The organism is Clostridium sp., assembly GCF_047718555.1.
Classification (GTDB): Bacteria; Bacillota; Clostridia; order Clostridiales; family Clostridiaceae; genus Clostridium_I.
In genome coordinates, this window is the sequence record NZ_JBDNRK010000020.1 from 13392 (window position 1) to 34451 (window position 21060).

Annotated in this window: 19 protein-coding genes; all 19 read right to left on the reverse strand. The window is 32.5% G+C overall.

Annotated elements, in window-relative coordinates:
* Positions 1–46 precede the first annotated feature (46 nt).
* Positions 47–1351 (reverse strand): glutamate-1-semialdehyde 2,1-aminomutase, encoded by a 1305-nt coding sequence (gene hemL / locus ABF633_RS09770; RefSeq protein WP_415523501.1) that lies wholly within the window; start codon positions 1349–1351, stop codon positions 47–49.
* Positions 1352–1449: 98 nt separating this feature from the next.
* Positions 1450–2937, reverse strand: a complete 1488-nt coding sequence (gene cobA, locus ABF633_RS09775) for a uroporphyrinogen-III C-methyltransferase (protein WP_415523502.1) — start codon at positions 2935–2937, stop codon at positions 1450–1452.
* A gap of 2 nt (positions 2938–2939) precedes the next feature.
* Positions 2940–3842 carry a hydroxymethylbilane synthase gene (gene hemC, locus ABF633_RS09780; RefSeq protein WP_415523503.1) on the reverse strand — a complete coding sequence of 301 codons (903 nt, stop codon included), beginning with the start codon at positions 3840–3842 and terminating at the stop codon, positions 2940–2942.
* Positions 3843–3879: 37 nt separating this feature from the next.
* Positions 3880–4956: a glutamyl-tRNA reductase gene (gene hemA / locus ABF633_RS09785; protein ID WP_415523504.1), complete on the reverse strand. Its 1077-nt coding sequence runs from the start codon at positions 4954–4956 to the stop codon at positions 3880–3882.
* Between the two features lie 286 nt (positions 4957–5242).
* Positions 5243–7075, reverse strand: a complete 1833-nt coding sequence (locus ABF633_RS09790) for a GTP-binding protein (protein WP_415523506.1) — start codon at positions 7073–7075, stop codon at positions 5243–5245.
* Positions 7076–7090: 15 nt separating this feature from the next.
* Positions 7091–7891, reverse strand: coding sequence for a sulfate adenylyltransferase subunit CysD (gene cysD, locus ABF633_RS09795; protein WP_415523507.1), 801 nt, complete (start codon positions 7889–7891; stop codon positions 7091–7093).
* Positions 7892–7976: 85 nt separating this feature from the next.
* Complete coding sequence (locus ABF633_RS09800; protein WP_415523508.1) at positions 7977–8696, reverse strand: ABC transporter permease; 720 nt, start codon at positions 8694–8696, stop codon at positions 7977–7979.
* The gene (locus tag ABF633_RS09805; RefSeq protein ID WP_415523509.1) at positions 8686–9525 is read right to left on the reverse strand and encodes an ABC transporter ATP-binding protein; all 840 of its coding nucleotides are present in this window, start codon (positions 9523–9525) and stop codon (positions 8686–8688) included. The genes ABF633_RS09800 and ABF633_RS09805 overlap by 11 nt, the downstream gene beginning before the upstream one ends.
* Positions 9526–9555: 30 nt before the next feature.
* Positions 9556–10590, reverse strand: coding sequence for an aliphatic sulfonate ABC transporter substrate-binding protein (locus ABF633_RS09810; RefSeq protein ID WP_415523510.1), 1035 nt, complete (start codon positions 10588–10590; stop codon positions 9556–9558).
* A 46-nt stretch (positions 10591–10636) separates the two neighbouring features.
* Entirely contained in the window at positions 10637–10951 is a 315-nt protein-coding gene (locus tag ABF633_RS09815; RefSeq protein ID WP_415523511.1) for a ferredoxin family protein, read from the reverse strand.
* Positions 10935–12620, reverse strand: coding sequence for an adenylyl-sulfate reductase subunit alpha (locus tag ABF633_RS09820; RefSeq protein ID WP_415523512.1), 1686 nt, complete (start codon positions 12618–12620; stop codon positions 10935–10937). Before ABF633_RS09820 ends, ABF633_RS09815 begins: the two co-directional genes overlap by 17 nt.
* A 346-nt stretch (positions 12621–12966) precedes the next feature.
* A complete protein-coding gene (gene cysC, locus ABF633_RS09825) occupies positions 12967–13557 on the reverse strand; it encodes an adenylyl-sulfate kinase (protein WP_415523513.1) in 591 nt (196 codons plus the stop codon).
* A 9-nt stretch (positions 13558–13566) separates the two neighbouring features.
* Positions 13567–14796 (reverse strand): O-acetylhomoserine aminocarboxypropyltransferase/cysteine synthase family protein, encoded by a 1230-nt coding sequence (locus ABF633_RS09830; protein ID WP_415523515.1) that lies wholly within the window; start codon positions 14794–14796, stop codon positions 13567–13569.
* A 32-nt stretch (positions 14797–14828) separates the two neighbouring features.
* Complete coding sequence (locus tag ABF633_RS09835) at positions 14829–17132, reverse strand: sulfurtransferase TusA family protein (protein WP_415523517.1); 2304 nt, start codon at positions 17130–17132, stop codon at positions 14829–14831.
* A 31-nt stretch (positions 17133–17163) separates the two neighbouring features.
* Positions 17164–17571: a M67 family metallopeptidase gene (locus ABF633_RS09840; RefSeq protein WP_415523519.1), complete on the reverse strand. Its 408-nt coding sequence runs from the start codon at positions 17569–17571 to the stop codon at positions 17164–17166.
* 164 nt (positions 17572–17735) lie between these two features.
* The gene (locus ABF633_RS09845; RefSeq protein WP_415523521.1) at positions 17736–18566 is read right to left on the reverse strand and encodes a HesA/MoeB/ThiF family protein; all 831 of its coding nucleotides are present in this window, start codon (positions 18564–18566) and stop codon (positions 17736–17738) included.
* The gene (gene thiS / locus ABF633_RS09850; RefSeq protein WP_415523522.1) at positions 18556–18771 is read right to left on the reverse strand and encodes a sulfur carrier protein ThiS; all 216 of its coding nucleotides are present in this window, start codon (positions 18769–18771) and stop codon (positions 18556–18558) included. The genes ABF633_RS09845 and thiS overlap by 11 nt, the downstream gene beginning before the upstream one ends.
* A 120-nt stretch (positions 18772–18891) precedes the next feature.
* Entirely contained in the window at positions 18892–20103 is a 1212-nt protein-coding gene (locus ABF633_RS09855) for an ROK family protein (RefSeq protein WP_415523523.1), read from the reverse strand.
* 222 nt (positions 20104–20325) lie between these two features.
* Entirely contained in the window at positions 20326–20967 is a 642-nt protein-coding gene (locus ABF633_RS09860) for a precorrin-2 dehydrogenase/sirohydrochlorin ferrochelatase family protein (protein WP_415523524.1), read from the reverse strand.
* Positions 20968–21060: the final 93 nt, after the last annotated feature.

Genomic DNA, 21060 nt, shown 5'->3' on the forward strand with positions numbered 1-21060 from the left:
CTATCTTTGTCTATCTTCACCTTTTGAAGGTGTAGTGTTACAGTGGCTAGTTATCGGATAAATTACTAAAAGCATTTCTTACAGCCCTTATAGTATTTTCAATATCCTCCTCACTATGAGCCTGTGAAATAAAGAAGGTTTCAAATTGAGATGGAGGCAAATATATTCCCTGCTGAAGCATAGCTTTAAAATACCTTCCAAACACTTCTGTATTACATTTTCTGGCATCCTCATAATTTTCTATCTTTTTCTTGGAAAAAAATAAAGTGACCATAGAACCGACTCTATTTACAGTAGCTTCAATTTTAAAATCAGCTATAGCTTTTTCTATTCCCTGCTGCAGCTTTTGCCCTTTATTTTCAAGTTCTTCATACACTTTTGGATTGTTCTTTAAATATGTTAAAGTTGTAATTCCTGCAGTCATAGACAGTGGATTACCTGATAAAGTACCTGCCTGATATACAGGACCCAGTGGAGCTACACACTGCATTATTTGCTTTTTGCCACCATAAGCACCTACTGGAAGCCCTCCCCCTATTATCTTACCAAAGCAAGTTAAATCTGGTTCCACCTTATATAGACTTTGTGCTCCAGAAAGCGCCACTCTAAACCCAGTCATAACTTCATCTATAATTAAAATACTGCTGTATTCTCTTGTAACTTTTCGTACATAGTCCATAAACTCCTGAGTTGCAGGAACTACTCCCATATTACCAGAAATAGGTTCCATAATAACTGCTGCAATGTCATTTCCATATTCTTTAAATATACTGTCAATGGATTCTATACTATTATATTCAGCAACTATAGTATTGTCAGTAATACTTTCTGGTACTCCGCTGCTGCTTGGCACTCCGTGAGTTAAGGCCCCTGAACCTGCCTGAACTAGAAGACAATCGCCATGACCATGATAATTACCTGCAAATTTTACTATCTTATTTCTTCCAGTATATCCTCTTGCCACTCTTAGAGCACTCATAGTAGCTTCTGTTCCTGAATTCACCATTCTTATCATTTCTACTGATGGTACAATTGACCTTATAAGTTCTGCAATTTCAACTTCAAGCCTTGTAGGTGCCCCAAAACTTAAGGAATTATCTATCTGATCTTTTAATTTATTATTTACTATTTTAGAATTATGCCCTAAAATCATAGGACCATAGGAACCTATGTAATCTATGTATTCATTACCATCTTCATCATAAATTTTACTTCCATCAGCCCTCACTATAAAGGGTGGATCTATATCAAGACCTTTAAACGCTCTTACAGGACTGTTTACACCACCAGGAATAATCTCTTTCGCTCTCCTGAAGAGTTCCTCTGACTTTACATTATGCATTTTTTTCATTATAATTCACCTCGTATATTACATAGTAGTTAATTTAAGAAAATTGCGAACTAAATCCGGAAAAATTTACACCCCAGGGGTGTAAATTTTTCCAGATATTATCTTAACAAATCAATAATCCCCTCCACATTATGAGTTTTTGCACACTTGTAATTATTAATATTAACTTTTTCAAGAGCCTTTTCAGTTATAGGCCCTATACATATTATTTCTTTTTCCTCTAATAATTTGAAATCCAATTTACTCTCTTTAAGATTCTTCATAAATCCCTTTACACATGATGGACTGGTAAAGGTAAGTACATTAACCTGCTCTAAAATTTTCAATAGTTTACCTGACTCATACTGTGGAGTTACCACATCGTATATATATACTACCTCCAGCTCCGCTCCAATTTCTTCAAGAGTTTCTGCAATGGAATTATGTGCAATATTAGAAGTTGGCATTAGTACCTTTTCTCCCCTTTTAACTCTATGCTTTAACTCTTCTGCTAATTTTTCTGATTGGAATTCCTTTGGGAAAATTTCTGACTTTAAATAGTAGTTATTTAAAGCTTTTTCTGTAGCACTGCCAATTACAGCTATTTTAGCTTTACTTATGGCTCTTATGTCTTCCTTATATTTCATTAATCCCTTAATAAATATTTTTACAGCATTTTCACTGGTAAATACTAGCCAATCATACTTTCCTATATCTAAATATATTTCCTTATTTCTATCAATATTATCCTTTACTTCTATCATAGGCAGTTCTACAGGAACTGCATCTATATCTTTAAGTCTTGAGCATATCTTCTGTGATTGTTCTTTTGATCTGGTTACCAGCACTCTCTTTTTAAAGCTAATTTTATCTTCAAACCAGTTTAGATATTCTCTAAGTGAAACCACCTCTCCAACTACAATTAATGCGGGAGATTCCATTTCAGCCTTAAAGTTTCCAATGTTCTCTAAGGTTCCGCACACTGTTTTCTGATTTACACGAGTACCATTGGATATTACAGCTACAGGAGTTTCTCTTTTCTTACCGTAATTTATAAGATTTTCGCATATAGTATCCAGATTGTTAAGTCCCATAAAGAAAAGCAAGGTTCCAGAAAGTTTTGCTATGACCTTATAATCTATAGCTTCTTCCTGTTTAGATGGATTTTCATGACCTGTTATTACATGAAAGGAACTGCTTACATTTCTATGTGTTACTGGAATTCCTGCATAGGCAGTTACAGCATTTACTGCTGAAATTCCAGGTACAATTTCGAATTTTATTCCCTCTTTGAAAAGATGAATCGCCTCTTCGCTGCCTCTTCCAAACACGAAAGGATCTCCTCCCTTTAGCCTTACCACACATTTGCCTTGTTTCGCTTTATCTGCCAATATTTCATTGATATTATGCTGAGGTATGGTATGATTACCTGCTTTTTTCCCTGCATCTATCTTTTCAGCTGATTCCTTAGCATAAGACAAAAGCTTTGTGTTTATAAGTCTGTCATATACTATTACGTCTGATTTTTTTATACATTCCAATGCCTTTAAGGTTATAAGCTTTTCATCTCCTGAACCAGCCCCAATAATATATACTATACCCTCCACAATTATTTGCCCTCCTTAAGTTTCACAAGTTTTTTAGCAAGTTCTATACCTATATTTTCATATTCATCTATATTACCTACTGCTTTGCTTTTAAAAATAGCAGCATTATCATCATCACATACAAAACCTTCCAGTTCGATTTTACCATTGATTTCAGTGCTGTGAGCACCTATAGCAATACTGCATCCTCCATTCATTTCCCTTAAAAAGCTGCGTTCTGAAAGCAAACATTTAAATTCTGTTTCCTTCACCAGAAGGCTTACCATATCCTTTACTGCCCTGTCTCCACTTCTGAATTCTACACATAATGCTCCCTGACCAACAGAAGGTATACATTTATGTACATCAATGTATTCTGATATTTTATTTTCCCAGCCCATTCTCTTAAGACCAGCTGCTGCCAATATTATTCCATCTGCTTCTCCATTTAGCATTTTGTTTATCCTGGTATCTATATTTCCTCTTAAAAGTTTAAACTGAAAATCAGGACGAAGACTCCTAAGCTGTACCATTCTTCTAAGGCTGCTGGTACCTATAACCGCTCTTTCTGGTAAATCCAAAAGAGATATTTTTTTCTTAGCAATCAGAGCATCTCTTGGATCTTCTCGCTTTAGCACAGACAGAATTTCAAAATCACCTGACACAACATTTTGCACATCCTTCATGCTGTGAACAGCTAAATCTATTTCATGATTTTTCAGTGCATTCTCTATTTCTGCTATAAATAATCCTTTACCACCTATTTTGCTTAAACTTTTATCCAGTATCTTATCCCCAGTAGTCTTAATCTGCTTTACTTCTATAATAAGATTGGGATAATGCTTTTTCAGGTTTTCAATAACCATATTAGTTTGAGTAACTGCCAATTTACTTCCACGAGTACCTATTGTAATTTTAGATTTCATGTACAATCCTCTCTCAACTTTAAATTAAGTTTGTAAGCTAAAGTGCAATATCCTTTTCCAAGGTAAGTCTGGTGGAATTATCACACTGATATATATCTATATTTTCGTTTACAATCCACTCTAAATATTTAGATATATCTTCTTTTAACAACATCATACCCCTATTAAATTCTATTCTGCGCTTGTTTTCATTTTCTTTTGCTATTTTTTCTATATCATCTACTACATATAATTTTACATTATCTATATTCCCAATGTCTGGTTCTACATCTCTTGGCACAGCCAAATCCAATATACACATAGGATTTCCACTATAATTATTTAAGAATTCCTCTTTGTGTATGACAAAATGAGGCGCACTGGTACAGCTTATTATTATATCCACATCTTTAACAGCTTCATATTTATTATCAAAATCTACACCCTGAATATTATCTGCAATAATTTCCATATCCATAATTTTATTTTTAGTTCTGTTGGTAACATAAATTTTTTCTACACCTTCAGATAGGAGATATTTTATGGCTATCTTACTCATTTTCCCAAGTCCTACTACAAGGACTTTTTTACCTTTAAGCTTTCCGAAATGTCTGTGTATAAGCTTTATACCTATTGAACTTACAGATATAGATGCATGAGATATATTTGTAATGGTTTTAACTTTTTTGGCATTAGTAATAGCACTTAAAAATAATCTGTTTAAAATCTTTCCGCTAGCTTTATTATTAAGTGCCTCACTATAGGCATTTTTCACCTGACCAAGTATCTGGTCTTCTCCCAATACCATAGACTTAAATCCGTTAGTCACCTGAAAAAGGTGGTCAATAACTTGAAAGCCTGATCTACAGACCACATTGTCTTTAATTTCCTCTGAATCTATATTAAAAAATGAAGAATAGAAATTACGCAGGTATCCTTCTCCATTTTCTTCTTCCAAAACCCCATATATTTCACTTCTATTACAGGTAGATAAAATTACAGCTTCCTTTAAAATACCTTCACTTTTTATTCTTTCAAAAGCCCTTTTTATGGCACTAGAAGTAAAATTCACTTTTTCTCTTGTGGTTAGTTTGCTGTTTTTGTAATCAATCCCAGCCATAACTAAATAATACATTTTATATTCACCTTCTAAAATTATTTCTTAATAATTTTACTGAATTAAGTAAGAATCATTGATCAAATGTCTAAAAATTATTATAGGATAAGACATAGTTATGTCTTATCCTAATACTATAATATCAATTGTAAAGCATATTAAATAAAATAACAAGTTAGAAAATTGTAATTATATACAATTACAATCTACAATATTATAAATAAAGTATCTATTTAAGTATCTTAAAAGAAATAGACTATATACTAGCTACAGTTATTTCTTTTAAGATGTATTATTTTAAAATTTATAGATTTAATAAATCTATAATAGCCTCAGCCTTTTTATCAGAATTAAACTCTGAATCATCTATATTCAAAGATACAACCGGATATTCTGATTTTTCGTAATCAAATATGTTATCACAATCCTCTGTAAAGGCATTTGGATTTCTCTTTTTACATATTTCATTAGAAGCTTCCACTAATATCTCCACATAGTTATCTTTTCCAATTACTTTTCTAGCATATTCCCTTGCTTCTTTAAATCTGCTTACAGAAGTTACTATAGTTATAGTTCCACTATCTGCAAATAGGTTTGAAACTTCAGATATTCTTCTAGTCTGCTCATAGGAATCCTTAGGAGAAAAATCCAAATCACTGCTTAAGCCAAATCTTACATTAGCTGAATCTATATAATATACTTTCTTGCCAAGTTCGAAAAGTTTCTTTTCAAGCTTAACGGCAATTTCATTTTTTCCACATCCAGGTAATCCAGTAAGCCATATTACTTTACCTTTTTGTCCTAGAGCCTCTTCTCTGTCTTTTCTAGATACAAGTCTCTTTCTTATAGTTATATTTTTGCTTTTTACATTTGTAATCTCTCTGTTAAGAGAATCTTCTACATTTGATATGATTCCACCACCAGCAGTATTATAATCATCTATAATTACAAATCTTCCTAGAGCCTGTATATTTCCAAAGGAATCAAAGCATATAGGTGTCTTTGTCTTTATAGTAACCTCTGCAACGTCATTTTTCTTTATATAATTTAATTCAGTATTAGTTTTTAATGATGCCGCATCTATTATCCTGTTAATTGAGAAAACTTCAAATTCCACTTCCTGAGTTGCAATTTTAAGCTTATATTTCTTTCCTCTTTCCAGGTTATTCTTACCCATCCAGAATACATTTGCATTAAAAATATTAGCAGTAGCCACATGTTCATCCTTATGGCAGATAACTTCTCCTCTTTTGTTAAAGAATTCATCCTCTACAGTGATTCCAACGGACATGCCAGCTGAAACCACATCAGTCTTATCCTTACCCTGCCAAGCTTCAATGGATTTAACTCTTGTAGTTTTGCCACTTGGGTATATTACAATTTCATCACCGTTTTTTAAAGTACCTGATTCTATTCTTCCCGCGATTATTCTTCTGTCATCGAATTTATAAACATCCTGTATTGGAAATCTTAAAGGCTTTTCCTCTATACCCTTTGCCTTTTCTATTTTATCCATACACTCAAGGACATAATCACCTTTATACCAAGGCATTTCAGATGGTTTTGAAGTTATATTCTGACCATTAAAAGCAGATATTGGTATATATTTTTCAGGATAAACATTTAAATTATTTAAGAATTCATTGAATTGAACCTGTATTTCGTTGAATCTCTCTTCTGAATAGTCTACAAGATCCATTTTATTCACAAGTACATATACTTTCTTTATACCAAGTAGTGAAAGTATGTAACCATGTCTTTTAGATTGCTCCTGAATACCTTCCTTTGCATCTATCAGAAGAAAAGCTGCTTCTGCACTGGCTGCACCTGATATCATATTTTTTAAGAATTCCTTATGTCCTGGAGCATCTATTATTACGTAATCTCTCTTCTTTGTAAAGAATTGAATCATAGTTATATCTATAGTTATACCTTGCTTTTGTTCCTCTTCAAAGGCATCTAAAAGGTACGCATATTCAAAGGACTTCCCCTTTTCTGCAGATATCTTTTTCACTTTTTCTATAGCTCCTGCAGGAAGTGAATCCGTATCATAAAGCAATCTTCCTATAAGTGTTGACTTACCATGATCTACGTGTCCAACCACAACTATATTTAAATTTTCTCTTTCGCTCTTCATCTTAGCCACCCCCAACTACATATATCCATGTTTTCTAAGTTTTTCTAATGCATGAGCATCTTCCTGATCCTGTGCTCTTCCTGATCGTTCTGTTTCTTTAGTATTTTTTAATTCTTCAATTATCTCATCTAAATTAGAAGCATTGGAGTCTATAGGTTTAGTACATGGAGCACATCCCAAACTTCTATATCTCTTACCATTTTTAGCAAAATACAAATCTATAATAGGAATATTTTCTCTCTTTATATATTCCCAAATATCTATTTCTCTCCAACCTAAAAGGGGATGTATTCTTATGTGATTTCCCTTTTTAAAGTCAGTTTTAAATTGATCCCAAAGCTCTGGCGGCTGATCAGTATAATCCCATTCTGAATCAGCATTTCTTTCACTGAAAACTCTTTCCTTGGATCTTGATCCCTCTTCATCTCTTCTTACTCCAACAATAAGGCCTTCAAATTCATATTTACTAACTACTTCCTGAAGTCCATCAGTCTTTAATGCCTTACAACAAACCAATCTTCCCTTTTCAGGTCCCATTCCCTCTTCTAATGCCTTCCAGTTTGTATTTACTATTAGATTTAAATTATACTCTTTGGCAATTTTATCTCTAAATTTTATCATTTCAGGTATTTTAAAAGTAGTGTCCACATGAATTAGTGGAAATGGGCAATTTCCAAAAAATGCTTTTTGTGCAAGCCATAGCATTACTGTTGAATCCTTACCTATAGACCAAAGCATTCCAAGTTTTCCAAAATGCTTATATGCTTCTCTCAATATATATATACTTTCGGCTTCCAATCTGTCTAAATGATCCATAATTAACTCCTCCTATTATATTAATACTATTTATATTTTAAATTATTTTAATTCTAGGCATTTACTATTTTAATAAATATTTATTTTATATACTTCTATCTAATCCTCTCTTATATCTCATATTTTTTTCTAAAGTTCCAAATATCAATTTATCAATTATGAGACCAAGAACTACAATTACAACCATAACTGCCATAACCTGACTTATATCAGCAAGATCCCTACCTACCATAAGTATTTGACCAAGACCTTTAGTTGCAGATAACATTTCTCCTGCAATTAAGGCCCTCCATGCAAAAGACCATCCTTGTTTCATACCACTGATTATAGAAGGAAGTGCAGAGGGAATTACAACATTCCAATAAAGCTTTAAGCCTCTTGCTCCCATAACCTTTCCGGCTTTAACATATAATTGATTAACATTTTTTATTCCAGATTCTGTAGCCATACAAATAGCAAATATTGAACCAATGGCAATAACAAATATTATAGATTTTTCATCAAGACCATACCAGAGTATTGCAAAGGGCAGCCAACATACACTTGGAAGTGTCTGAAGTCCTAATATCAATGAACTGAAATTTTCATCAAGATATTTATATCTCACAATAAGAAGTCCTAAACTCAAACCTATGGCAAGTGAAATTATATAGCCTATTGCAAGCCTTCTTAAACTTACAATAATTGCAATAAACAATGAGCCATCTGACATAAGTGAAATTAATGTTTTAATTACATCAATGGGTGATGGAAAAGTATAGGATTTCCATACTCCTAAAACATCTACACCTATTTTATAGACCATCTCCCAAATTATTATCAGAATTATATAGAATATTATTCTCTTCAATATTCCAATCACTGTCATATTCAGTCTTTGCAACCTTCTCAACCTCCTCTTTAAGATCCTTCATAACCTGTGAAGCTACATAGGCAAGATCACAGCTTTGTGCTTCTCGAGGCCTTGCAAGTTCAATTTTAAATTCCTGTTTCACCCTTCCAGGGTTTGCGGCCATTACTATTACCCTATCTCCTAAAAGTACAGCTTCCTCTACATTATGAGTTACAAATACTACAGTTTTCTTTGTTTCCCACCATATTTTTTGAAGTTCAAGCTGAAGTATACTCTTAGTTTGGCTATCCAAGGCTGAGAAAGGTTCATCCATCAATAATAATTCTGAATCAAGTGTTAAAGCTCTTGCAAGAGATACTCTTTGTCTCATTCCACCTGACAATTCATGTACAAAAGAATTTTGGAACTTAGTCAAATGTACCATTTTAAGATATTTTAAAGCCTTTTCTCTTCTTTCAGCCTTTGGTACCCCTGCCATTTTCATTCCAAACTCAACATTATCTATTACTTTAAGCCATGGAAATAAAGCTGCTTCTTGAAACATAAATGCCTTGTCAGGCCCCATTTCCTTTATCTCTTTATCATTTAAAAGTACTTTTCCTGAAGTTGGTTTTTCAAGTCCTGCAATTATATTAAGTAAAGTAGATTTCCCACAACCAGATGGTCCCAAAAGACATATAAATTCACCCTTTTTAAAGGAAAGGTTTATATTATCCAAAGTGTATGTTTCCTTACTTTTTGTCACAAATTTCTTACTTACTCCATTGATTATTAGGCTCAAATATTTCACCTCCACCCTGATAATTTACATCTAATTAATGGTTTTCTGTCCGTTTTCTTTTAAAATTTTATTGAGAATATCTAGCTTAAATAAATCTTTATCACTGTATGGTTCTCTTATAAAGCCTGCTTTTATAGACATTTGAATCATATCTCTTACAGCCTGTGCCTGTGGGTCTACAGTAGCTGTTATCCTGTTAAAAGCAATATTCAAAACATTCTTGGACAATGGTTTCCTAGTTAAAGCAGCAAATTCATCATTAGTATCAGCCACCGCCTGCTCTTCATCTTTATTTATATAACCAGTTATCTCCAAATGTACTCTAAGAAATTTTTCTACTATATCTGGATGCTGCTGAAGAAATTCTCTCCTTACTGCTATAACTGCTGTAGGATAGTTACCCTGTCTCCATATCTGGTTATAATTAAATATTACTGATGCTCCTATCTTTTCCTGCAGGGTAGCTCCCCAAGGTTCAGGTACTAATGCAGCATCAATAAAACCATTCTGCAAAAGTGACTGTATATCCGGATTATCTGCCTGTACTATTTCAACGGTTCCACCCTTTGCCGCATCTTTCAGTCCATTTTCCTGGAGTAAAAATCTCAGACATAAGTCTTGAGTATTACCATATTGCGGTATGGCAACTTTTTTACCAGACAAATCCTTAACAGTTTTTATATTAGTGCCTTTCTTTCCAACTAATACTGCTCCTCCATCAGCTGCACCACTTATTATTTGTATATCACCCTTAGATTTCATATAACCACTTATAGCCGGTCCCGGTCCTATATATCCAATATCTACTGCTCCTGCAAGAAAAGCTTCAAGTTCAGAGGCTCCTGCATTAAATTGTTTCCATTCAATTTTAGTATTACCAAGTTCCTTTTGAAACTCTCCATTTTTCATTCCTATCAGTGCTTGAGAGTGAGTTATATTAGGGAAATAGGCAATTCTTACAGTAGAGCCATCACTAACATTCTGCTTTTTTTCACAACCGTTGATGAATAACAAACTGAAAATTAGAATCACAATAAGTAAAAATAAACTCTTTTTTCTCCTCATCTTATGCCCCCTTTAAGAAAATAAATTGACTTCAAACTTCAAGCTTCTAATACTTATTTGATTCTTTTCTATTAGTGGTTATTATTGTTTTCTTACCGTTTTTGTCTGTAATATTCCAATTTAATATATCTTTATCCTGTTCTACATATAAGCTGGCGCCGTTACCACCAATATCTGCTCCTAAATAGTACTTAATTGCAGCTACTTTACATTCTTTTAGGCAAGCTGTACATCCCCAGCAGTTCTCTTTATATTTTATATATGCCTTATTTTCTTTGTCTTTATATATTAAGGTACCAGGACAAACATCTATACATCTTCCACAACCAACACATTTATCTTTATCAATTTTTATGCTCATAGATTTCATCCCTTCCCACTAAATCTCTAAATATAATTTTAACTTTTCCATCTCTATGAATAGAATTTACATATCTTCGCCAGTTTTCATCATCTATTTTTGTATAATCTTCATTTTCCTGATAGCATTTCCATCTAGTTTCGTGTCTGGCTGCTAGATGACAAATTAATACTTTAGCTACATACAATCTATCAAGTATTTCATATATAAATAATAATTCATGAGTATCTTTTGCATTAAGCTTTTCAGTTATTTCAATAAGCTCTTCAATTCTCTTTGCTGCTATACCAAGTTTTTTATCACTATATCTATAATTTTGAGATATACCACCGGAATATTCGTCCATTACTTTTTGCATGGCTTCTTCTACTTCTTCTATAGAATATAACGAAAATTTATTTTCAAAGAAATTGTTAATCTTTTTCAGTTCTTTTTCAATATGAAGCTTTGAAACTTCTTCAAATTGTACAGTTTGTACATACTTTACCGCTTCCTCAGCAGCTATTTCAGCCTCTGCAAAGCATCCCGTTACATATTTCTTAGGGCTGCCACCTGCTACATCTCCTGCTGCATATAAACCATTTAAAGTAGTCTTTCTATTAGTATCTACCCAGTATCCACTAGCTGTATGACCTCCAACAATATAAGGTTCTGTTCCTTCAATTTCTACATCCTCCGTGGCCGGTGAAGTACCATTCTCTATCCACTTCAAAGTTTGTGCTGGTGCCATATTTAAATAAGCCTTAAGTAATTCCTCATTCTGCTCCTTTGTTATACCTGTAGTCTTTAAATAACAAGGACCTTCTCCATTTAAATTTTCCATAACTGTGGAATATAATCTATTAATTGTAGTAGGTTTGCCATATTTATTTACATATAATTCTTTTGAACCATTTACCTGAGGTGTTCTAACTCCCTGTGCTATAGTTCCTGTAGGTGCTATGGTATCTTTACATCTAAGTGCTATAAACCTCATTTCAAAGGTAGTCATTTCGGCCCCAGCCCTTATGCCCATAGCATAACCTGCCCCAGTATCAAAGGGACTATACCACATTTTATGCCTTGAAAAAGTAGGATTATTAGGTTTATATATCCCAGCTGCTCCTCCTGTAGTGCATATTACTGCCTTTGCATGTATTACATAAAACTCATCAGTGTCTAGAGAAAATCCGTATGCCCCTATTATCTTTCCATCTTTCTCAATGTAATCTATAATGTTCAATCTATTTATAACCTTTATGTTTTCTATGTTTTTAACCATATCTGCCAGTATTGGTTTAATATTTTCACCATTTATTTTTATGCTTCGCTTGCCTCTGGTTACATACTCACCAGCATCATCCTTTAAAATGGTAAGTCCAGCATCTTCTATATCCTTAGTTACTTTATTAAGTCTTTTAGCAATGGAATATACAAGGTCTTCCCTTATAACTTCATTGAACTCCTTTTTCACATATTCTACAAAAGATTCTGGTGTTTCATCCTTTGTTATATAGGCATTCAAGGCATTAACTCCTGCTGCAAGACATCCACTTCTTTTTATGTTTGCCTTTTCCGCAATAGTTACCTTTATATCTGATTTAGCGGCAGTGATGGCTGCAAAGCAACCTGCAGCACCACCGCCTATTATAAGAATATCTGTAGTAATAATTTTAGGTTCTAATTTCATCGGTATTGTCCTCACTTTAATTACCTTTATGGTATCTTTAGGCACATTCAAATAAATAACTAGTCAGTATGCTAGCCTATTTTTAATCCTACTGCGTCAACAGAACCCTCAGATAGCTCACTATCCTCAGAACCTGTTTCCTTGTATGATTCAAAATATACGTCGCATCTTTGACTTACTATTTATTTTCATATGCCTAAACTGATTTCTATAAACAGAGTTCTTAGTATCGGTTGTGATACTTAGAAATCATTATCCAGGGACGTAGCCACTCTTTACTCCAACTTTGAATAAGATGAGAGTGTTAGAGTGGGTAGTCATCGGATAAAATTAATTTTACAACAGATTACTTGAGCTCTAGATAATCTATAATTTTAGATACACATTCTTCTAAGCTGTCTACGTGTGTTTTCACTGTTACTTCCGGATTAACAGGAGGTTCATAAGGTGAATCTATACCTGTAAAATTTTTAATCTCACCTTTTCTGGCTTTTTTATATATACCCTTTGGATCTCTCTTCTCACAAACCTCTATGGGACAATCTATGTAAACTTCTATGAAATCATCTTTTAAAAGTTCCCTTACAGCTTCCCTATCCTTTATAAATGGTGAAATGAAAGTTGTTATAGTTATAACTCCTGCATCCACAAATAATTTTGAAAGTTCTGCTATTCTTCTTATATTTTCAATTCTATCTTCTTTAGAAAATCCAAGATCAGAATTCAAACCATGTCTTACATTATCGCCATCCAATAAATATGTGAGCTTTCCCATATCGTGAAGCTTCTTTTCAAGCATAGTTGCCACAGTTGACTTGCCAGACCCTGAAAGCCCTGTAAACCAGATTAGTATACCCTTCTGTCGAAGTAGTTTTTCTCTATCCTGTCTGCTTACATTTGTCTGCTGCCAAACTATATTTGTTGCCTTTATTCCCACAGAATCACCTCATATTGCTTCTAAAGCACATTTGATATCAGCTATTATATCTTCTATATCCTCAATTCCAACAGACATTCTCAAAAGATCATCATAAACTCCCATTTGAAGTTTTTCCTCCTCTGTATTTCCTGCACAAATAGTAGAAGAGGGATGAATAATTAATGTCTTTGTATCTCCTATATTAGTTAAATTTGATATAAGCTTTAGATTATTTACAAATTTAAACGCATTTTCTTTTGTTCCAAGTCTAAAAGTTAAAACTCCGCTGGCACCTCTTTCATAATACTTCTCAGCTAAGCTATAGTATTCTGAGTTTTTAAGCTTAGGATAATTTACAGAAACAACTTTTTTATTTTCACTTAAATATTCAGCTACAGCCATAGAGTTCTTGCAGTGCTCCTTCATTCTAAGTGACAAAGTCTCAATTCCTGTGAGATTTAAAAATGCATTAACTGGTGATAAAGCTGCACCTATATCTCTGCCCACAGTAGCTCTAAGCTTTGCTGTAAATGCCATTTTCCCAAACTTTTTAGCAAAATCTTTGAAGTTCTTAAATTTCTCATTACTGTATTTATTACTGCCACCATCTACTATAATTCCACCAATGGAATTTGAAGTACCGTTTATATATTTAGAAGTAGAGTGTATAACTATGTCTGCCCCATGCTCCAATGGCTTTATAAGATATGGTGTAGTCACCGTAGAGTCAACTATTAAAATCACGTCATTTTCTTTACAAACCCTTGAAACTTCATCTATATCCAGAATATCAAGTTTTGGATTTCCTATAGTTTCTGCAAATACTAATTTTGTATTTACACTTATATTTTCTCTTAGAGTTTCTTCAGTTATACTGTCTAAAAATTTAACACTTATACCAAAGGACTTTAGGTTTCTCATTAAAGTATAGGTTCCACCAAATAGCCCACTGGAAGCAATTATTTCATCTCCTGCTTCCACTATATTAGTAATTGCCAGATATATTGCACTCATACCTGATGCTGCCGAAGTAGCAATCATACCACCTTCTACGCTGGCAATTCTTCTTTCAAAGGCTGTAACTGTAGGATTGGATATTCTAGTATAAGCATAGCCCATACTAGTTCCCATTAAAATACTTTCAAGTTTCTCTGCTGAATCATGTGCATAAGCATTAGAAAGATAAATAGGTGTATTAGTAGCCCCAGTTTCATCTGCTTTACGATTTCCGTGAATAAGTTTGGTATTAAATTTCATATACAACCTCCACTATACTAACTTAGTTTTAATTATTTCTTTTCTACTACAAGCAGATTATATCCATCATAATTAGTATCAATGTTTACTATTCTATGTCCTTCTTTTTCTACACTTTTAGGCACATTATCTATAGGAGCTCCATCATCTAAATAAAATCCTCTTTTTTCTCCAGATTTTATTTTTGCCAACTCAACCTTAACTTTTACAAAGTTTATAGGACATTTTACTCCTCTAAAGTCAATCACTTCATATGAATTTTCTTGCTTATCTTCTAAGTTTTCCTTAGTTTCTTCTTTTTCAGCTTCTTTGGAAAGAGTTATATGCAATTGTCCGTCTAATGAGTCATACATAGCCTTCACTTTATTATAAAGATATTCTATATCCTCTGTCTTATCAGCTATATTTTTTATATCACCTAGCTTGTAATCTATAAGTGTATCAAATAAGCCAGCTATTTCAGCTTTTACATATCCTGTGTCAACAAAATCCTTCTTAAAGGTATTAAAAATCTCTCTATCCTTATTTGTATCTACTCCATTTAGGACAAGAAGTGCTCTAGCAGATGATACAGCTGAAGAATATAAATCAACATCTTCCTTAGTAGTTTTATACTTTGCAAGGGCTCCTTCTGCATTAGAAAGATCAAGTTTAATAACATCAATAACCCCTGTACTACACTCGCCTGCTCCTCTTCCTTCTAATGTGAATTTATTACAAGCTCCAAAATCATAGTAAAGATCAGAATTTTCGGCAAAGCTTTCTAAATTACTGTATTCTTTTACAAGGTTCTTAATTTCTTCCTTACTGTTATCTAAAAATTCATCAAAATCCTCATAAGAAGATTTACTTTTTAATTCTGCTAATTTGTAGAGATACTTAGGAATTTTTTTAGCCGGTATGTCTCCATAAACCTCACCCATTTTTGCACCACCAGCACCAACTTTTCCTCCAAGGAAAATTGTATACATTGGTATAAGTCCATCTTCAGTTCTTGTTGCTCTTCCACTTAGACCTATCTTCCCCTTTTCATGTACTGCACAAGAATTTGGACATCCTGATATATATATTCTTGGTAAAGCATATTTTATATCATCGCTGGCATCATTAAATTCCTCTTTAATTCCCTTTAAAAGATTTTGTGAAAGACAAAGTCCCAATTGACAGGTAGAAGCTCCTGCACAGGTTATGGAATTATCTATATTAAATCTAGATGTAAATTGAAGAACTACATCTGATAATTCAGCTGCATCTTTTTCCTTTAAATCTCTTACAAAGAAACCTTGAGTATTTGTCACCCTTATGGAAGTGCCATATTCTAAAGTATTTATAAAGTTTATAACCTTATCTAGATTTTCTGAAGTCAAATTACCACTTTGTGGATGTACATATACAGAATAAAGGCCCTTTTGTTTCTGTGGGAATATTATATTCTTAAGTGATTTATCCACAGCTTTTATATTATCAGCGGCATATTTTTCATAAGGTTCATCTATATTAAGATCAAGATTCTTTTCTTTCCTTACTCTTGCCAATTCCTCTTCAAAACGCTGAATAAATTTTTCTTTTCCAAGTCTTGCAACTATGTATCTTATTCTAGCTTTATTTTTATTGGATCTATCTCCTTCTTTTTCAAAAAGCTCTTTCATACCCTGAACGTAATATATTACATCCTTATCCTCAATAAAATCTGCCAATTTCAGAGATACTCTAGGATTACCTCCGAAACCGCCGCCGCCATAGACTTCAAACCCTTTTTTGCCATCCTGTACTTTAGCTATAAAACCAAGATCTGATATTGTAGCATCAGCTTCATCCACTGCACTATTTGAAAAAGCTAATTTATATTTTCTTGGAAGATTCATATTTGAAGGATCTTTTATTAAATAATTAGTTACCTCTCTCACATATGGAGTTACATCAAATACATCATCTGTTGAAACCCCTGAAAGTGATGCACATTGTACATTCCTTACAGTATTTCCTCCAGTACCTTTTGTAATTATTCCAACTTCTATAAGCTGTTTCATAATAGTATAAACATCTTCAAGTTTTACATTATGAAATTGAAGATCCTGTCTTGATGTAATATGCATGCCGCCATTTGCATACTTCTTTGCAATACTGTTTATGGTCTGAAGCTGCTGAAAAGTTATAACTCCTCCTGGAACTCTGGTTCTAACCATATAAGTTTCCTTTGCTCTTTGTTCATAGACTCCCATTGAAACTCTGAAAGCTTTAAACCTAAGTGGATCTATCTCTCCATTTTTATACTGATCTGCTTTTTCTTTAAAATCTTCTATAGCTTTAAAATTGTCTTCAGTTATCTTTATCACTCATATCACCCCATATAATTATTTTAAATTTCTAAATAATTTCATATTGAATCTTTTCTACATTACCCTTTTCTATTTTAAAAAGATTAAAAACTGGCTCTTCCTTTTCCAGTGACAAAATTCCATAGATAGCCTTTGGATCATAGGCAAGTCTCTTATCCTCTTCCGAAGGACGTGAAGGTGTATATGGATGAGAATGATAATTCCCTACTAACTCCATATTATTTTCTCTTATAGACTTTACAGCTTTAAACTGTTCCTTTGGATCCATAGAAAAATGTTCACTGCTAGCATCTATATTTGTCATTGCATATGCTGTTTTTATAAATAAATTCTGTTCCTTCTTATTTCCTGCAAGAAAACCACAGCACTCATTTGGAAATTCTTTTTTGGCCTGCTCTATAATTTTTTCATACTCTTTTTTTTCTATATAAATCATATAATCACCCATTCGAGTCATATTCAAATAAATAACCAGTCAGTATGCTAGAATATTTTGAATCCTACTGCGTCAACAGAACCCTCAGATAGCTCACTATCTTCGGAACCTGTTTCCTTGTATCATTCAAAATATTCGTCGCATCTTTGACTTCCTATTTATTCTCACATGCCTAGATTTCCTGTTTTTAAATCACACGCTGGTTTAGCATAATCAATTAATGTATCAATTGTTGGATTGTCACCACATACTCCACATTTTTTATTATGATTTATTTTTATCTTTTTAAACTCCATTTTTAATGCATCATAAGTTAAAAGATATCCTGCTAAAGTCTCTCCAAGTCCAAGTAGATATTTAATTGCCTCCATGGCCTGAAGTGTTCCAATTATTCCTCCCATAGCACCTATTACACCAGCTTCTCTACAAGTTGGTACAACTCCCTCTGGTGGTGGTGATTGGAAAATACATCTATAACAAGGTGTTCCATTGTCAGGTATATAAGTTGTAAGTTGCCCCTGGAATCTTATTATACCTGCATGGGAAAATGGTTTCTTAGCAAGTACACAAGCATCATTTATTAAAAATTTTGCTGGGAAATTATCTGTACCATCCAATATAAAATCGTAATCCTGATCCTTTATTATATCCATTATATTTTCTGAAGTTGCAAATTCATTATATGTAATTACCTTTACATCTGGATTTATAGCATTAATAGTCTCCTTACCGGATTCAGCCTTTAATTTACCAACATCTGCAGTTTGATGAATTATCTGTCTTTGTAAATTGGAAAGATCTACAGCGTCTCCATCTACAAGCCCAATAGTACCAATTCCAGCCGCTGCCAAATACATAGCTGCTGGTGCTCCAAGTCCACCAGTTCCTATTATAAGTACCTTTGAATTAAGTAATTTTTCCTGGCCTTCAACTCCAACTTCAGACAAAATTATGTGCCTTGAATATCTCTCTATCTGCTCTTCACTAAAATCCACAGCTTCCACCTCCCATGAAATATAGGAATTCAATTTCATCATTTTCCTTAAGTACTGTGGTGTCAAACTTATCTCTTTCTGCAAATTCTCCATTTAATTGTACTGATACCATATCAGGCATTTCTACATTTTCAATTTTCAATATCTCCGTTACTGTTACTGCATCCTTTATTTCTTTGACTTCACCATTTACTTTAACTTTCATGATTGTCCTCCTCATTATAATAACTATATATTTTAAATTTAATATCTAACATCTTGGCTTTAACATATACTTATTCATTTTCAAATACATAAAATTCAATACCCGACATTTTATCGTAATTTATTTTTTATATTCTTTAAGTAAATTCTCAATTGCCATAGCAGCAGCTCCCGCTGAAATTGCATTTTCTTTAAAATAACCACCTCTATTGAAAAAGATGTTGCTATGTTTACTTAAATAGCATTTTTGCTTTGCTGTAGCTACACTAATTTTATAAAACAACTCTGAGGCCATTATAAGTGGTCCACTTAAAATAATTAATTCTGGATTCAATAAATTTATAAAATTTGATAATCCTGTTCCAAATATCTCTGCTGCTTTTTTTATTACCTCTGCTGCTGCACTATCTCCATTTTGTGCTGCCAGACTTATATCAATATAATTAATATTATCTATAGATTTTTGTATTTTAGTACTTTCACCCATAGTAATTCTCTTTTTGAAATTTTTTGTAATAGATTTTATGGAAGAATAGCATTCAACACAACCGTAATTTCCACAAATACATTTTTCACCATCTACATTTATTACCATATGAGCAAAAGCGTCTTCTGCATCGTTAATTGTTCTTATTATATTCCCATCAGATATAGCACCTGTTCTTATACCTATACCAAAATTAAAGTAAGCAATATTTTTTAAGTTCTTTCCATATCCAAATAAATTTTCTACTGTAACCGCTGCATTTGCTCCATTATCCATGTATACCTCTAAATTTAAGCTTTTTTGCAGCATTTCTTTTATTGGAACACCTGTCCATCCCATTGACATAAAATTAGCTGGACTTTTCATTATGCCATTCTGATTATCCATTGGCCCAACTGTACCAAGACCTACCGAAATTAATTCTCTATTCCTCAACTCATCTACATGAATTGCATTTTTACATATCTCTGCTATTTTATCAACTGTCTTTTCTGGCGAATGGGAGCTGTCCATATTAAATCGTTCTTTATAAAGTATATTGAGTTTTAAATCAGTAAAGACAACTTGTGTGTAAATTCTAGAAATGTCTATACCAATAAATGCATAATCCAGTGTGTTTACATCATATAAGCTGGGTCTTCTTCCCCCTGTTGATTCACCTATACTTGCTTCAACAATTAATTTTTCATCAATAATAGGCTTAATTATACGATTTAATGTTGTCAATTTCATTTTGGATAAATCCATAATTTGTGCCTTTGTCAATGGACCATTTTTTTGAACAATACTGAAAATATTTTTTGCATCTTTATTCATATTTCTCAATATATCAATAACTTTTATCATTTATAAGCCCCTTAACATATTCATTTTATCCAAAATGGTAAAAAGTTTTTACAAGATTATTGGTTAATAAATTATCATTTATTAACCTTTTTTAATACCAACTATTCTGCTATGTTTAAATGGTTTTACTATATTAATGTTTATTTTAGTTTATATTAAAGAATATGTCAATGGGTTTTATAAAAAATCCTGAATTTATCTTTTAAAATTCAACAAAAACAGCTAATTTTCATACTCCATTAAAATATCCATTATTTCTTTTTTTATGCCCTCCCTATTATGGCAGGACAATCTATTAATAAAATCTGAGTATACTATATGTTTGTAAAATTCACTTCGTACCCTACTATCTTTTAAAATAACAAAAGCCTCTTTTCTTATCTGTCCCATAATATCTAAAAATATTTCAAATTTATCATCATAAATTTGTTCCAAATCCTCTCTTATTTTCTTGGCAAGCATTGGACTTTTACCATTAGTAGATACTGCTATTGTCAAATCTCCTCTTTTAATCTTAGATGGAACTATAAAATTACAAATATCTGGTTCATCAACTACATTCACAAGAATGTTTTTTTCATTGCATTGCTTATATATTTTCTCATTTATATCTTTTTCGTTAGTAGCAGCATAGACAAGATAAGAGTCTGAAATATATTTAAAATCATAATTATCTTCTAAATATATTACCTTGTTTTCATTTACCAACATTTTAATATCTTGTATTATCTCTCTAGATATAACTAAAACTTCAGCTCCACATTCTAATAAAGTAGTTATTTTTCTATATGCAACCTTACCGCCACCAATAACTCCACATTTTTTACCTTTTACATTTAACATTATTGGATAATATTCATTCATAATAATTACACCCTTTTCTATTATATATTATTACTTATTTTACTGCTATCTATAAATATTGGTATATTGATTAATTTATATTATAATAAACAA